The organism is Hominimerdicola alba (assembly GCF_900109655.1).
GTDB lineage: Bacteria > Bacillota > Clostridia > Oscillospirales > Ruminococcaceae > Hominimerdicola > Hominimerdicola alba_B.
In genome coordinates, this window is the sequence record NZ_FOAT01000001.1 from 336417 (window position 1) to 351785 (window position 15369).

The following is a 15369-nucleotide window of genomic DNA, read 5'->3' on the forward strand; positions in this document are numbered from 1 at the left end:
CCTCTTTTCATTCACTGGTATACATTATATCACAACCGACGATATTTGTCAACCTAATTTTCAAAAAAGGTATACTATTTTTTATTTCAGAAAAAATATTGAATAGATCAGGAAAGCACCACCCGCCGCCAACAGCATATAAAGCAGTACCAAAACATACAAGCGCATACCACGGCTTTCCTTTTCTTCGGAAAGCGGAGCAGTTTCGGGTGTTGTCTGAGGTGGCTGTAATGGCTTAGTTACGGAACTTTCTTTAGTCTCGGGAACTTTTTTCGATTCACCCATTCGCTTCTCGGGCGGTACATAGCAAGCCTCGTACTGTGGCGGTATGCTGTCCATGGTAAGCTGGCTAAGCACCCTGTAGACCTCATCCATATCAGCATATCTGCTCTCGGGGTGCGCCATACAGCACTGCATTATGAAACGCCCAATATCGGGAGGAGCACCCGCAGGTGGGTCAAAAGGCTGACCATCAAGCCGCGATTTTACTGCGTTTTCTGGGCTTTCTCCCTCTTTTTGAAGAGGCAGAAGTCCTCCGTTGAAAAGCTGATACAGCATTATTCCGTAGGAATAGATATCAGCCTTGAAATGATCGTAGTTTTCAGAAAACGTTTCAGGTGCTGCATAGGTATGGTCTGCAAGGGCAGGAAGATAAGTGCAGGGAGCATCAAGACAGAAATGACCCTCGCTGTCAACGCGGAGATTCTTAGGGCAGATATCCCCGAATGTAAAGCCGTTTCTGTGGGCTGTGCGAATCCCGCGGCAGATGTTATCCGCCAGTTTGCGGGCTGTTATGTAGGGCATCTGACCATCGATCTCAAGGGGACGATAGTCGTCCGTCTGCACGAGAATATCTGCGGCAACAGGCGGAGCGCCAACGTTTTCGATGTTTTTCACCGTGAAGTTCCTTGCGCTGACAAGGAAGGCTTCCCCCGCCAGAGGAAGTCGGGCGTTTATCCTTTTTATGGCAGCTGCCGTCAGTTCGGAAAGGGGTCTGCCGCAGGCAGTACTGTCAACTGTCAGCACTCTCACCGCGCTTTTGCGCCCGTTTTTGTCTTTCAGCGAGAACATTGACCCAAGGTCGTCCTCCCACATGAAGCTGTCAATATACCACTCATTCCACAGCGGTTCGTATTGCGAAAGCCTGCGCTCCAAGCTGTTTTCCAAAAATAACGCCCTCCTTTCTGCCTTTGATTATTACTTAAACGTTTGCAAAATTCCAATCATCATCGGGATCATATTTGCCCCAAGGGGAATTGCCCTCAAAACCGCCGAGATACACAAGCTTATCCCCGAGAATACATATCTGGATACCATGTTCGGGCTCCCATTCACAGCCTCCGCTGAGGTTCAGCGCAGGGATATCAGCGTTCTTCGGGACTTCAAACTCCACCGTAGAAATATTGAAATACCTGAACATCTCACTCGCAGGCGTAGTCTTGTCAACAGGCGGAAAATCAGATGGGTCGAATCTCTCCCCTGCCGCGTCCCTGCAAAGCTCGATAAAGAACAAACAGTACCTTTTCGCCGCTTCACATATAGCCGAAAGCGTATCTTCGGGCAGATCTATCAGCTTCCGAACGCACTTATTTATGTACTCACCGCTGACATTTTCATGGGGAACATAGATCTCGATCTCATCACCGAGAACACAGTCGGTCAAAATATCCCCCTCGCGGAAAACCTTATTCTCCATAATACGCCTCCTCAGATTGTTCATTATTAAATTCATCAGCACATTACCGCACTGCTGAATCTAACAAATATAACCTAACCATCTATATAAGTACCAGCCGTCACCCAAAGTCTTTTCAAGCCTGAAACTGCTCATCTCTTTATTTTCAAAATCAGGTTTGGTTTCCGAGTAGACCCACTCATATCTTAACTCCTTGCCACCGGCTGAACTTTCTACTTCTTCTCTGTATCCGATGATATACAGTCTTTCTTGATCTTCTTTACGGTTAGCTTCTACTATACCATCATCAAAAGTATTCTGAAATCCTACTGTGTCATTAAGCTTATGTACAAGACGCTCAACATCATCCTCATTTCCATGCGCCGCCTTTTCAAACAGTTCGGCATTCAATTTATATGCCACTGTCATTCGTACCATGGGCGAAGAAATATATACTACATAAGCCACACAAGCTGTAAATATAAGTATGATCACAGCAATAATAATTTTACGTTTCATTTTATCCTCCCAGATTCATAACATTCAGCAGCAGCATCCAGCTGAGTCCATAGTAAGTCACCACAGCCACAAGGTCGTTGACGGTGGTTATCAGGGGACCCGAAGCAACTGCTGGGTCAACTTTTATCTTCTTGAAAAACAGGGGTATTATGGTGCCCACCGCGCTGGAAATCAGCATAGCCACCATCAGCGAGATGCCTATACAGCCCGAGACAGCAAAGGAAAATCCTGCCGTGCGGTGCTTGAATAACATTATGTAAAGTCCCACCAGACCGAAAGACATAACGCCCAGAAGCAAGCCGTTTGAAAGACCTACGCGGGTCTCCTTTGCCACAAGATGCATCTTCTGGGAGAAAGTAAGGTTTTCGTCCGTAAGCACGCGGATAGTCACCGCAAGAGACTGTGTGCCAACGTTACCCGCCATATCCAGTATCAGCGACTGGAATGCCATAATGAGTGTCAGCTGTGAGATGACTTTCTCGAAAACGCCCACAACGCCTGACACCAGCATACCCAGACAAAGCAGTACAAGCAGCCATGGCAGACGCTTTTTCATGCTCTGCAAAAGCGGTTCCTGCAAGTCTTCCTCTGCGGTCAGACCTGCGAACATCACGTAGTCCTCACCCATCTCATCGTCAACAACTTCGATAAGGCTTTTCGCAGTGATAACGCCCAGCAGACGACTGCTGTTATCCAGCACGGGTATCAGGTCTTCGGAGTAGTCCTTCAGCTTTTCAATACACTCATCTATCTCTTCGTTGGCGTAAACATAGGGGAAAGAGGTCATTATAAGGCTCTCCAGCGTTCTGGTGCTACGGGCTGTGATAAGCTCTTTCAGATCGATAGCTCCGTAGAATTCCTCATTATCATCAACCACGAAAATAGTGGTGATATTGTCATTATCTTCCGCCTGACGCACAAGCTCGCTCATGGCTTGCTTTATGGTCAGGTCTTCCTTGATGATGATGCAGTTAGTGGTCATCTTACTGCCTATCTCGTCCTCGTCGAAACTCGCGATAAGGCGGATCTCTTTCCTTACCTCAGCCGAAAGCGCATCGATTATCAGACCGCGCTTTTCACGCTCTATCTCACGAAGAACGTTCACCGCGGTATCAGTTTCAAGCAGACTCACCACCGCAGCCGCCTTTTGAAGATCCATTTCGTTGAGGTAAACTCCCGCATCGTCCTCATCAAGGTATTCAAAGGCTTCCGCCAGCATATCACCGCTGCACACGCGGTAGAGCTTCTGCCTTTCCTGTTTTGTAAGGTCAGCCACAACACCCGCGATATCGTTGCCGTGGTAGTCCTCCAGTTTTTTCAGTATCACACGCGGCGAATCGTTGCTGCGTATAACTTCTATAATCTCGCCCTCATAATCGGGCTTTACCGCCATTTCGGCGGTATCGTCATCTGTATTTATCTTTGAGATATCCTCTGTGTTCTCGGTATCCTTTTTGATATCCTCTGCCATATCCATAGCCCTCCGTTCATATTAATAATATTAATAATGACGCAAGGGGTTAAAAATGGGCATAAAAAGTCCTCTGCTGACCGCGGCGTTAAAAAACGCCTTACACGGGTCTGTCAGAGGCAGCGCACATATATCCTTAGGTCTGTCCGCAAAGCAGACACGATTACAGAAGACGACGAACCGTTACAGTTTGCCGCCCGCAGGATATTTTGCCGCATAGCTGCCCTTTTGACCCGCAACTGTCACCGTTAGTCACTTCTGTCCTCACCGTCCTTTTACTTTAGATTTTTTTACTTTAATATTATACCACACTGATACGCATATGTCAATGGCTGACCATGGGTCATGAGTAAAATTTCTCTTATTTTGCTTGGATTTTCTGACCTAGAGTGGCAGATGATGTGACTTGTTCTTCAGCTCGATAACATGTACTGTGTTCGCTATGACAAATCGCCCTAATTCCGTGCATGGAAACATTGTTCCGCGGATAATTTGTACGGTGGCATACGGTCGTATACTTTGGTATACATTGGCTTGCGGACTTTAACACCTCGTTCCTCGGGTCGAGCTGTCAGATAACAGCGACTGCTTTTACTGTTGCAATCGCCGTTGATTACATACGCGACAATATTGTTCCGCGGATAATTTGTACGGCGGCATACGACCGTATACTTTAGTATACGGTGGCTTGCGGACTTTCGCCCCTCGTACCTCGGGTCGTGTCATCGGATTCGCTTCGCTGTCCGATGACAGGCACGGCAATAATTTTCCGCACATAGTTTGAGCGTATGCATACGATTGCATACGCTCGGATTATCTGGTATTGCCGCGCCTTTTGGGTCGGAAGTTTGCTGTGCTACTTAAAGCACTATTGCCGCGTCGCTTTTGCGCCTTGACCGAGAGGCTCTGCCTCTAACAGTCAGCTTTGCTGACTGTGTGCTCATCCGCAAGCTTTTCGCGAAAAGCTTGAGCAAAAGCTCAGTTCGCGGCATAGTTTGTCTGGTGCGCAGGTTTGTTGCCGCGCAACGCTTGAGCCAACGCTCCCATCCTTGGCATACTTACCACACTACGTGGTTGCCCTGCCAACAATTATGAATTATGAATTAGAGACCGCGTGTTTCGCCGCGATGATACCAAAGGTATAGCACTTGCCCAGAGAAAGCCCCGTCTGATGGAACGGATAATCAGCACCGCCGTAGAACTGTCCGCCAAGATTGCCCACGCAATAAAGTCCCGGGATAGGTTCGCCGTCCTTGTCAAGCGCTCTGCCGTATTCATCTGTGATAACGCCCGATACCTCAGCCGATACGCGGATGTGCTTTCTAGCTCCCCAGAATGGCGCTTTTTCTATCTTGTGCATATACTTCCCGGGCTTGCCAAAGTCGGTATCAATACCCTTGTCGCAGAGTTCATTATAGCGGTCAACGGAAGCTTTCAGTTTGTCATACGGCACATCAAGCTCCTTTGCCAGTTCTTCAAGTGTGTCACATCTGTGCAGGTCGATGAGGTTCTTGAACACGCCCTGAGGGTCTTCAACCGCCCCGGGAATGAACTTCTCCATAACAGTGGGCGGCACTCTCCTGCTGACAAATTCATCGTCCGGCCAGTCCATATAGGTGCTGTCATAGATGGTGCAGTACCAGCCCTTTGAGCCAGTCTCCCTGTGTTCTGCATCAAGCATGGTGCCCTTGTAGGCAGGCTGTGAGCGCAGGATATTTCCCATGTAGACAAAGCCTGTATACTCGTTGGTGAAGCGCTCGCCGTTCATATTGACGTAGAGGAATGGCTCTTCAAACATCAGCGCGGAATCGAAATCGTGCATCATTTTTGTATGTCCCAGTGGTTCCATTTCAGCACCTGCGGACATAGCAAGTATATGACCGTCGCCTGTTTTGCCGAACTGCTTTTTGTCAAAATCGGCGATATCGGGGCACCACCTTTTTACCATTGCGGGATTGTTGGTGTAGTCCCCTGTTGCCAGGATAACGCCTTTTTTCGCGTTATAGCGGATGTACTTGCCCTCGCTGTTCTTGGCGATAACAGCGCATACTCTGCCGTTCTCTGTCACAAGCTGAACCGCGGGAGTGTTGTATAAAACGTCCAGTGCCACACCTGTTTTCTGCACATTATCGATGATATTTTTCAGGGCGTTGCTGACGTTCTTCGGCTTGGGGCCCACCCAGGGCGCCCAGAAATAGCAGTGGTCATCACCGTACTCGTAGCTGCTTTCTCTGTCCTGCCAGTGACCTGTGAAATCTCCGCTGGTGCTGATGAAAGCGCAGAGACCGTTGCCGTCGTTCAGGAGTTTTGCGCTGTCGGTGTTGCTGTCAACCTTACTGCCGTCGCCGTACTCAGTCTCTTTGGTCATGCCAGCCCTGTTCCAGAACCACATCATAGCTTCTTCGGAATGGTCTGCATAAGCCCTCAGCAGCTTGGTATCGGCACGCCAGTCGCAAAGACCGTTGGTATGGTGTATCCACTTAGCGATACCAGCCTCGGTAGACCTTGACTTTATTATCGCCGAACCGCAGTTGCCCTGTGATACCACCGCGCGGGATTTCTGCAGAAGCGCCACCTTAGCGCCCAGCTCAGCCGCCTTGCAAGCAGCGGGAACTCCTGATGCGCCAGCGCCCACGACTACAACATCATAATCGGCAGTTTTGTCGGGGGTTATCGCCTGAAGTTCGCATACCGAGCCTGCGGTCTCTTCCTCGGTTATGTTGAAATTTGTTTGCTGTGACATAGTTCTTCCTCCTTTTTATGCACAAACTGCCGTCCTCATCAGCGGGGACGGCAGCAAGATTTTCCGGTTTGTTTGCCCTTTTGGGGACTTTGTGCGTGGTTTTTATAGTGTCGTCTTTTGGTTGACTCTTATGTTATCTTTACGAACTGCGGTTGGTATACGGTCGTATAGGATCGTATGCGCTCGTAAATACATGAACGTAGTTTGGAAACAGGTCGCCCCTCGTTCCTCGGGTCGAGTCATCGGATTCGCTGACGCTGTCCGATGACGAGCGCGGGCAATAGTTAACGCGGATCGTTTGTGCGTATATCTTTACTTTACACACGCTCGGGGTTTTGATATTGCCCGCGCTTATGTGGTCAGTAGTTTGCTTTGCTCTTATTGTTCGCTGTGCATTTTAGCTTTGAACCTTGGTGATTGAGGGACTCCGCCCCTCAAACTCCTCGCAAGCCTTTCGCGAAAGGCTTGACCCAAAGCTCCTCTCGCACACTGCTTTGTTGTGCTAACCATACTTAGTCAGCGTAAAAGTTTCGTGTACTTTTATAATGTGTTTACCCACCATGCTTTGACCCGCCGTCACACTATCTTACCGCCCAAACAAATCTACAAATAGGCGGAATCGGCCCGCCCGGCCGAGGGCAATTATGAATTACCAAAGGATTATTCATACCTCAGCGCATCTATCGGATTCATGTTGCCCGCTCTCTTCGCAGGATAGTAACCGAATATCAGTCCCGTCAGCATCGAGAATGCCAGCGATATGATGATCGCAGGAATCGATGGCTGTACACTCAGTGTGATGTATTCAGCATATTCAGCCGCCATATTGTTAAGCAGCAGCGCCGCTACCTTGCTGAGAAGCACACCGTTCAGCACGCCTATAAGAACACCGATGGTTCCGCCTGTAAGACAGATGATGACCGCCTCGATAACAAACTGACTTCTGATATCGCCGTTAAGCGCACCCAGCGCCTTACGCACACCTATCTCACGGGTACGTTCAAGTATGCTTACCAGCATGATGTTCATAACGCCCACACCGCCCACTATCAGGGAGATAGCCGCAATAATGGATATCGCTATGGTGATAACGTTCAGCACGGTGGTTATCATGCCCATCTCTTCCTGAGAGTCATATATAGCTATCTGCCATGTGTCATTGTTGCGGTATATATCCTCGAAGTAATCTTCGATATACTTCTTTGCAGTCTCGGAATCACAGCTGCTTGTCCAGCCTATCTGTGCACTGTGGAGTATAGTCTCTTTCGGAGAAAGACCCTTAGCTTCAAGCATGGTGTTGTATGGGAAGAAAACATAAGTCCTTATATCCAGCTTGTTCTTCGTGGTGTTGATCTTCATCTCGCTCTTTTCAAGGTCGGTATATTCCATTATGCCGACTATGGTCAGATTGATATTACCCTGATTGTTCACTTCGAACCTTATGGTCTTGCCCAGTGCGTCATCTGCCGAACCGAAATACTGCTCGCAGAAGATATCGGATACCAGACAGGTGTGCTTATTGCCGATGTTATCAGCGTTTGAAGGCGCACGTCCCTGAATTATCTGCTTTTTGAACTGGGGAGGATCGAAATAGTCACCGGAAACACCGATCATCAGTGCCTTAAAAGTTTCGCCTTTCAGGTTCACGATATCTGCACCGCCGTAAGCCTCGTTACAGCTGTATGTAAGCTCATTGGGGTGCTGTTCTACAAGTCCCTGCACCTTTTCAAGGGTCAGGGTATCGTCATCGGTGTCGGGATACTTGCCCTCGTAATCGTCCCTTATCTCGGGATAGATGGTGAGCTTTACGTCACCTAACTGGTCAAAGGTATTGTTCAGAGTTTTTGATATGGAGTTACCTATGGTCGTTATCGTGATAACGGCGCTGATACCGATGATGATACCAAGCATCGTCAGGAATGATCTCAGCTTGTTTATCGCCAGAGAGGAGAACGCCATTTTTATGCTTTCAAGGAGATTCACTGAAACACCTCCTTTTTATAATCATCAGCGATTATCCTGCCGTCGCTGATGGTTATCATGCGCTGTGTTTCAGATGCAAGCTCGGGGCTGTGGGTTATCAGCACGATGGTCTTGCCCTCTTCCTCGTGAAGCTTGTGGAAAAGGTCCATTACCATTCTGCCTGTCTTGGTATCAAGTGCGCCCGTAGGCTCATCGGCTAGAATGATAGATGGGTCATTCGCCATAGCCCTTGCGATGGCAACACGCTGTTTCTGTCCGCCCGAAAGCCTTGCGGGGTCATGGGTGTATCTGTCAGACATTCCAACCAGCTCGATGAGCTCCATAGCCCTCTCGGTGCGCTTCTTCTGGGATACGCCTGCATACATCATGGGCATCTCCACGTTTTTCAGCGCGGTTATCTTAGGTATAAGGTTGAAATTCTGGAACACGAAGCCTATCTCCTTGTTCCTGATTCGGGAAAGCTGTTTGTCGTCAAGCACCTTGGTGCTGTTTCCGTTGAGTTCGTACTCGCCCTCGGTCTGCCTGTCAAGGAGACCGATTATGTTCATCAGCGTACTTTTGCCCGAGCCCGATGCACCTACGATGGAGACGAATTCCCCCCGGTAGATATCCAGCCCGATATCGAAAAGTATCTGAAGCTCATTGGGTTCACCCACGTAGTACTTCTTGGTCACGGATTCCATGTGGATTACAGGATCACTTCTTCTTTTCATTTACCTGCACCCTCGCTCCGTCGCTGACCTCGGGAAGATCACCGCCAACGGGATCCTCGATAACAAGATCGCCGCTCTTGACTTCACCGCTCTTGACCTCAACATAGAAGTCGCTTTCCTCGCCTTTCACCAGCTTTTTCTTCTTGGCGATATAGCCGCCTTCATCGTCATCGGCAGGCTCGGCAACGTATACGTATTCAGCGCCGTCTTCTTCAAACACGCCCGAATAAGGCACGCTGAGCTTTTCGCCTATCTCGTTGATAACAACATCAACGGAAGCAGACATACCTATCAGCAGCTTGTCGTTGGTCTCATCAAGAGTGACTTCAACCTTGTAGCCCGAAGACGAACCCTCAGCGGTAACATCGTTGGAAACGACGTTAACTATACGTGTGATAGTAGCGGAGAATTCCTCACCGGGAAGAACCTTGGAAGTTACCTTGGCGGTCATACCCTCTTCTATCTTGGTGATATCAGTCTCCTTGACAGTCAGCTCGATGACGGTCTTATCGGTGTTAACGATGGTCATGATGGAAGGCGATGAAGGTACGCTTCCCTCGTTTACGTTCAGGGCGGTGATTATACCCGACTGGGACGCATATACCTTGCACTGCTCTATCTGCTCAGCCAGCTTGTCAAGCTTCTTCTGGTTGTCGTCGGTGGTGCCGAAAGCTTCTGCATCGATAAGGTCCTGTATCCTCTGGATAGAATCGTCGCAGGTAGATTCGGTATCCTTGTAGGAATCGTTTGCCAGTGTAACAGCATCATCGTAATTGGAAAGACCCGATTTCAGCTGTTCAAGTGTAGCCCAGACCGTGGAGTAATCATAGTTCTCATCACCGCGCTCCAAAGCGGAATTGTACTCGTTGCAGAGATTATTGTACTTGTTATAAGCATCATCGCGGGCGGTGACAGCCTTGTCTATCTCGCGCTGAGCCCTTGCAAGAGCCGCGGTTTTCTTTGACTTTGCGGCTTCAAGGTCACGCTCGTTTTTGGAGCTGTCGGATTTTTCCTTTTTGTCGGAATTTTCCATCTGCTCTTTCAGCGAATCGTACTCCTCCTGAAGCTCTGTGGTGTCGAATTCGCATAGCAGGTCGCCCTCCTTGACCATGTCGCCAAGGCTGACATTTACCTTGCTAACGGAACAATTGAGCTTTGTTGTAACGTCCACCGTGCCGTTGCCGATGACCTTACCCGTGGTGGATATCACCTTTGAAAGGTCGTTCTGACCCGCAGCGATAACCGAATACTTTGTGTTTGCTATCAGGCTCTCCTGTGCAGCCTTGGACATTGCACTGCAGGCATAAAGTCCTCCGCCCGCCAGCAATGCGATCACCGCAGGGATAATGATAGTCTTTTTCTTTACAGCCATTAAAATGCCTCCTTCTTTTTTCCTTTTCCGAAAAGCGCACACAGACAGGCTGACGGCACCGTCTTCCGACCTGCCGTATCACCCTTAGGGCATTGGCTGTTTTCGCCACAGGAAATGATATATCACAGGTCTGATCTTACACCGCCTGACCGATAATGGACGCGGTCTTTAGGGAAAAGTTTTCATCACAAAATTTATCTATCCGCACATAATAACACGTGCGGTTTTGTGCAAACAAATGTTTTTATATTTAACTCGGACATATTTCTGCAAGAGTTGTACAAAAACGTACAACTTTTCTGCTCTTTTTCCTGATAGTGAAAGGTATGCGACCGCATACCAGGATATACAGGAGGTAGAAATTTATGAACAGTATCAACAGCAAAAGCAAGAGCTTCATGCTCTACAAAGAATGGGAAGAGATATTTCTTGCACTGGAAAGCGATGCCGAAAGGGGCGAGCTTATCCGCGAGATATTCGCCTTTGTAAGAACAGGCGAAGACCCTGACCTGAAAGGCGCAATGAAGATCGCCTTCATGGTCATGTCAAATCAGCTTCGCAGAGATTCCGAGCGCTATAAAAAGGTATGCGAAAGAAATCAAAAGAACATCGCCAAGCGCTGGGACAACGAAGATGATACCAAAAAATACGACCGTATACCAACTGATACCAAAAATACCGATAAAGAAAAAGATGAAGAAAAAGACAAAGATGAAGATAAAGAAGAGGATGAGGGTAAAGAGCTTACCGCAAAGCAGGATCACCCTGAGGTATCCCACTCCCCCGCCCACAAAAAGCACAAATTCGGAGAATTTAAAAATATATCTTTGTCCCTTGAAGAATACGGCAGTCTTGTAAAAAGGTTCGGTAAGCATATGACCGATAAATGCATCGAAAGCATGGATGCTTATATGGAACAGTCAGGGAAAGTTTACCAAAGCTGTTATGCTAAGCTGAAAAACTGGATATCCGAAGATATCGCAAGGTCGGGAAATATCAACCCATCTAAGGCTTCATGGGCTGACAGCGGCAAAATTACCGATGAAGAACTCGCCGAATATGAAACCTATGCAAGAGCCCATGCAATGGAAGATTTTGCAAGAGAACTTGAACAAAAATCAACAATTCATCAAAGCACGGAACGACAGTGAAATATGCAAAAATGATAAAAATTCACCAACGATACTATTATAACATTACGAAAAAAATCCGTCAAGATAACAGAATAGATATGTACAAATTTCGACATAATGCACAAAACAGAAGTTAAGCATAAAAGCGGTTTATTATAAATGAACCGTAGTCGAATGAGCGCCTATTTACGCCCTTACAGAAGCGTCATGATACGGAGCGGAAATTCACATGGACGGGTTCACAGGAATGAATATTTATCCGAATAAAAAACGCGGACATAAATAAGCCGTCTTTCGTTCATGCAAGCGAAAGACGGCGGTAAAAGATAGGATATTTATTCTCTGTTTTTAAGCACCTCGGCGGGTGTTATGCGGTTCAGCTTTCTTGTCAGCAAAGCACTGCTGATGAAATAGACCACAAGCACCGCACCATACACTATCAGATAGAGGTAAGGCGGGAAATCCAGCGACATTGAGCAGGCAACGTTTGGTATAAAGCTGGGATAGATGCAGTCCATCAGGAATTTCGCCAGCGGTATGCATATCAGCGCACCGATGGAAATGACTATCAGGTTGCCGTTGAGGTACAGGCTGCGAACCTCTTTGGGGCGGTAGCCGAATATCTTCATCAGCGATATGCCAAAGGAACTGCGGTCGATCATCACGCCCATCATCAGGTACATGACCACCACGAATATCACCGTCCCCACGGTCATCAGCGTGTATATCAGCGGTCCCATCTGCTCCACGAAAACGCCCGAGCTCTTCTCGATATCAGCCTTGGTGGTGATGCTGTAAAGCCTGCCTGCATCGATATCCAGTTCATCCGATGAATAGACAGCGTTGAAGTAATCATCATCCTCACCGAAAAGCTCCCGCATTGAGCTGATATCCATAAACACGGTGAACCCCGGTGAATACTGGGCTATATCCGTCACGGTGAAAGTGTAGTCGCGGTCAGATGCCGCATCGGTGAAGGTCACCCTGTCGCCGATATCATAGCCGTAGCGCTGAACAAGGGAGTTGTTTATGACAGCCTTGTTCTTGCCCTTTTCGGGGTCAGCATCGAAGTACCTGCTGTTCTCGTTAAGACCTATCACAGTCACATCAAGAGGGTAGCCCATGCAGTCGGTGGAAAGGGTCTTGATGTAAGCGCCCTCGCCGCCCTCGGGGACTTCCTTTTCGGGGTACTTGTAGAGATACATATAACCGTAGTTGGTGTCAGCCACATTGTCATGCTTTACTGCTTGACACATCACCATGCAGTCAAGACCTAGCATCACAACCATAAGGGAAACCAACGTACCGAGAACCACAGTCAGCGCCGAGCGCAGTTCACGAACCATCTGCCTTATGCGGAACATGGTTATAAAGTTTTTCGACTTGACATTGAATCTGCGGTAGTTTGAAGCGTTCTGTTCGTTTTTGATGAGTGAAAGCGCCGTCCGCGAAAGCTTGCTGTTTATCACAAGTGCATTGACTATGGCTGATATAACAGGGGGCAGGATAAGCCCGTAAACAAGCAGATATGGCGCGTAGTAGATATCGTACTGGGGCAGAGAAAAATAGCCGTAGCTGCTCTTCAGCCTCGTGCCGATGCCGATGGGCGAAAATCCCAGCGCTGTGCCGATGACTCCGCCGATGAAAGCCACCAGAGTCGGCAGGGCTATGTAGTGCCGCAGGAGGTCTTTCTTCTTCACGCCAAGGGCGTACAGCGCCCCGATGACAGGTGCTTCGCTTTCAACGCGGTGGACAACAAAAACAGATATCACGTAGCCGAAAAGAATAAGGATTATCACCCCCGCCGCAAGGCCCGCGTTCTTATCCATTACCACATCACCTGCGGCGGCTTCGATGCGCTCGTTGTCGCCACGGGGCACGAATGAAACGAGGTTCTCGATATCCACATCAAAAGCCGAATCTAAAAGCTTTTCAAGCCCCTCGGAGAGTTCTCCTGCGCCCTCATCAAGTTTGGCTGAACCCTCTTTTGCTTGGCTGACAGACTCGGTGTACTCCGCAAGTCCGTCCCTGTATGCGATCATGCCCGAAAGGCTTTCTTTCAGGGATTTCAGGTCTTCGGACTTGGTTGCTTTTATCAGCTTATCAAGTTCTTCGGCGTAGTTTTCTTCCGTCAGAGTTATTTTCATTCCTGCCGCCCCAAAACTTTCATTCGCCTGTGCAAAATAGGCATCGACAAGCTTCTGCGCCCCGCTTTTCAGTTCGGCGCTGTGGGAATCCAGTTCGGTCATGCCGTTGGATAAATCGGAAGTTCCCTCGGTGAGGGAGTTTATGCCGTCTTCTAACTTATTGCGGTCGGAGAGGATATCCTCGATCGTCTCACGGAAATACTTGTCTTCAACTTTCAAGTAATCAAGCTTGACGGAACGTATCTTCTCTTTCAGATCATCATCGGTGATATCATCACCAAGCTTATATGCGTAGACGTACTCCTCAGCAGGCAGATCACCCTCAGCGCGGATATCCTCATAGCACTGATCTGTCACAAAGATGAGCCCGAAAAATCGTGACTGTACAGCCGTGTCGGAGAACTTGGCTTTGGGCTGGTCGTAGTCGGGCACAGTGCCGATACCTGTAACCGTGAAATCATGACCGCCCGCCTTAATGCTGTCCCAGATCTCCAGACCGTTGACATCGGCGTAGCGCTTTTCCACAACGCACTCCCCTGTCTTTTCCGCAAGCCTGCCATCATCGAGAATTATCTTGTCGATATTATCCCGGTTCTTGAACATTCTCAGTTTGGTCTCCTCGTCAACGGTGAGGTCGGTGTAGAACTCCGCCTGAATATCGGTACCGCCCTCGGTGAGGGTAGATATCTCGCTGTCGGTCAGGGGCAGAAATACCGTGAAGAAGCCGTCCTCGGTGTTGAATTCAGCACGTTTTTCCACCGCACCGTGGAGTATAGTTTCAGCCGAACCGACTATTCCCAACACCAGAAAAATGCCCATGGCGATGACCAGTATCAGTGCGGTATACCGCCCTATCCCTGCCCTTAAATCGCGGGGCAGACGCTTTTTCAGCACTCTGTTCATCACAAGTCCTCCAGTTCGGCGGCGGGGACGATGGTATCATTTTCGTAGTCTTTCACGATCTGACCGTCCTTTATGACGATGACCTTGTGCACCATATTTTTGATGGAATTATTGTGGGTGACGATCAGCATGGTGGTGCCGTACTTTTTGTTGATCTTTTCCAGCAGTATCAGGATATCGCGGGAAGTCTTTGAATCCAGAGCACCTGTGGGTTCGTCACAAAGCAGAAGCTTCGGGTTTTTGATAAGGGCGCGGGCGATGGCGCACCTCTGCTGCTGACCGCCCGAAAGCTGCGCGGGAAACTTGTTCTGATGCTCGGTCAGACCCAGAACATCCAGCAGTTCCTCCATATCCAGCGGAGAATCCGTCAGATAGCCGCAGACCTGGATATTCTCCCGCACCGTCAGATTCGGCACCAGATTATAGAACTGGAATATGAACCCCAGATAGTCGCGGCGGTAGTCGGAAAGTTCCGCGGGACAAAGCCCGAATATCTCCTTGCCGTCAACTTTCACCGACCCCGAATCCATGGTATCCAGCCCACCGATGCAGTTTAACAGCGTGGATTTTCCCGAACCGCTGGTACCCTGAATAACGCACATCTGCCCCTTTTCCACCCGTGTGCTTACACCTTTCAGCACTTGGATATAGCTGGTGTCCTTGCCGTAGCTTTTTTTAACGTCTTGTATCTCTAAAAACATATTGGGGCT

Annotated in this window: 11 protein-coding genes; 1 reads left to right on the top strand and 10 read right to left on the bottom strand. The window is 48.7% G+C overall.

Annotated features, from left to right (window positions below; translation table 11 throughout):
* Window positions 1–81: 81 nt before the first annotated feature.
* The 8 genes from BMY75_RS01640 to BMY75_RS01675 form a co-directional block, all read right to left on the bottom strand.
* Entirely contained in the window at window positions 82–1167 is a 1086-nt protein-coding gene (locus BMY75_RS01640) for a protein kinase domain-containing protein (protein ID WP_074828739.1), read from the bottom strand.
* Window positions 1168–1201: 34 nt separating this feature from the next.
* Window positions 1202–1696 (bottom strand): DUF6985 domain-containing protein, encoded by a 495-nt coding sequence (locus BMY75_RS01645; protein WP_074828742.1) that lies wholly within the window; start codon window positions 1694–1696, stop codon window positions 1202–1204.
* Window positions 1697–1756: 60 nt separating this feature from the next.
* Entirely contained in the window at window positions 1757–2194 is a 438-nt protein-coding gene (locus BMY75_RS01650) for a hypothetical protein (protein WP_074828744.1), read from the bottom strand.
* 1 nt (window position 2195) lies between these two features.
* The gene (mgtE, locus tag BMY75_RS01655; RefSeq protein ID WP_347499917.1) at window positions 2196–3665 is read right to left on the bottom strand and encodes a magnesium transporter; all 1470 of its coding nucleotides are present in this window, start codon (window positions 3663–3665) and stop codon (window positions 2196–2198) included.
* Between the two features lie 1096 nt (window positions 3666–4761).
* Complete coding sequence (locus BMY75_RS01660; RefSeq protein WP_074828746.1) at window positions 4762–6408, bottom strand: FAD-dependent oxidoreductase; 1647 nt, start codon at window positions 6406–6408, stop codon at window positions 4762–4764.
* Between the two features lie 660 nt (window positions 6409–7068).
* On the bottom strand, window positions 7069–8391 hold the full coding sequence (locus tag BMY75_RS01665) for an ABC transporter permease (RefSeq protein WP_081350419.1): 1323 nt from the start codon (window positions 8389–8391) through the stop codon (window positions 7069–7071).
* Entirely contained in the window at window positions 8388–9104 is a 717-nt protein-coding gene (locus tag BMY75_RS01670) for an ABC transporter ATP-binding protein (RefSeq protein WP_074828749.1), read from the bottom strand. Before BMY75_RS01670 ends, BMY75_RS01665 begins: the two co-directional genes overlap by 4 nt.
* Entirely contained in the window at window positions 9088–10476 is a 1389-nt protein-coding gene (locus BMY75_RS01675) for an efflux RND transporter periplasmic adaptor subunit (RefSeq protein ID WP_074828754.1), read from the bottom strand. Before BMY75_RS01675 ends, BMY75_RS01670 begins: the two co-directional genes overlap by 17 nt.
* Window positions 10477–10841: 365 nt before the next feature.
* On the opposite strand from BMY75_RS01675, the gene BMY75_RS01680 reads away from it, so the two are divergent.
* Window positions 10842–11627 (top strand): DUF6291 domain-containing protein, encoded by a 786-nt coding sequence (locus BMY75_RS01680; protein WP_074828757.1) that lies wholly within the window; start codon window positions 10842–10844, stop codon window positions 11625–11627.
* A 317-nt stretch (window positions 11628–11944) separates the two neighbouring features.
* Here BMY75_RS01680 and BMY75_RS01685 read toward each other — a convergent pair whose 3' ends face one another.
* The gene (locus tag BMY75_RS01685) at window positions 11945–14659 is read right to left on the bottom strand and encodes an FtsX-like permease family protein (RefSeq protein ID WP_074828761.1); all 2715 of its coding nucleotides are present in this window, start codon (window positions 14657–14659) and stop codon (window positions 11945–11947) included.
* Window positions 14659–15360 carry an ABC transporter ATP-binding protein gene (locus BMY75_RS01690; RefSeq protein WP_074828763.1) on the bottom strand — a complete coding sequence of 234 codons (702 nt, stop codon included), beginning with the start codon at window positions 15358–15360 and terminating at the stop codon, window positions 14659–14661. The genes BMY75_RS01685 and BMY75_RS01690 overlap by 1 nt, the downstream gene beginning before the upstream one ends.
* Between the last annotated feature and the right edge of the window lie 9 nt (window positions 15361–15369).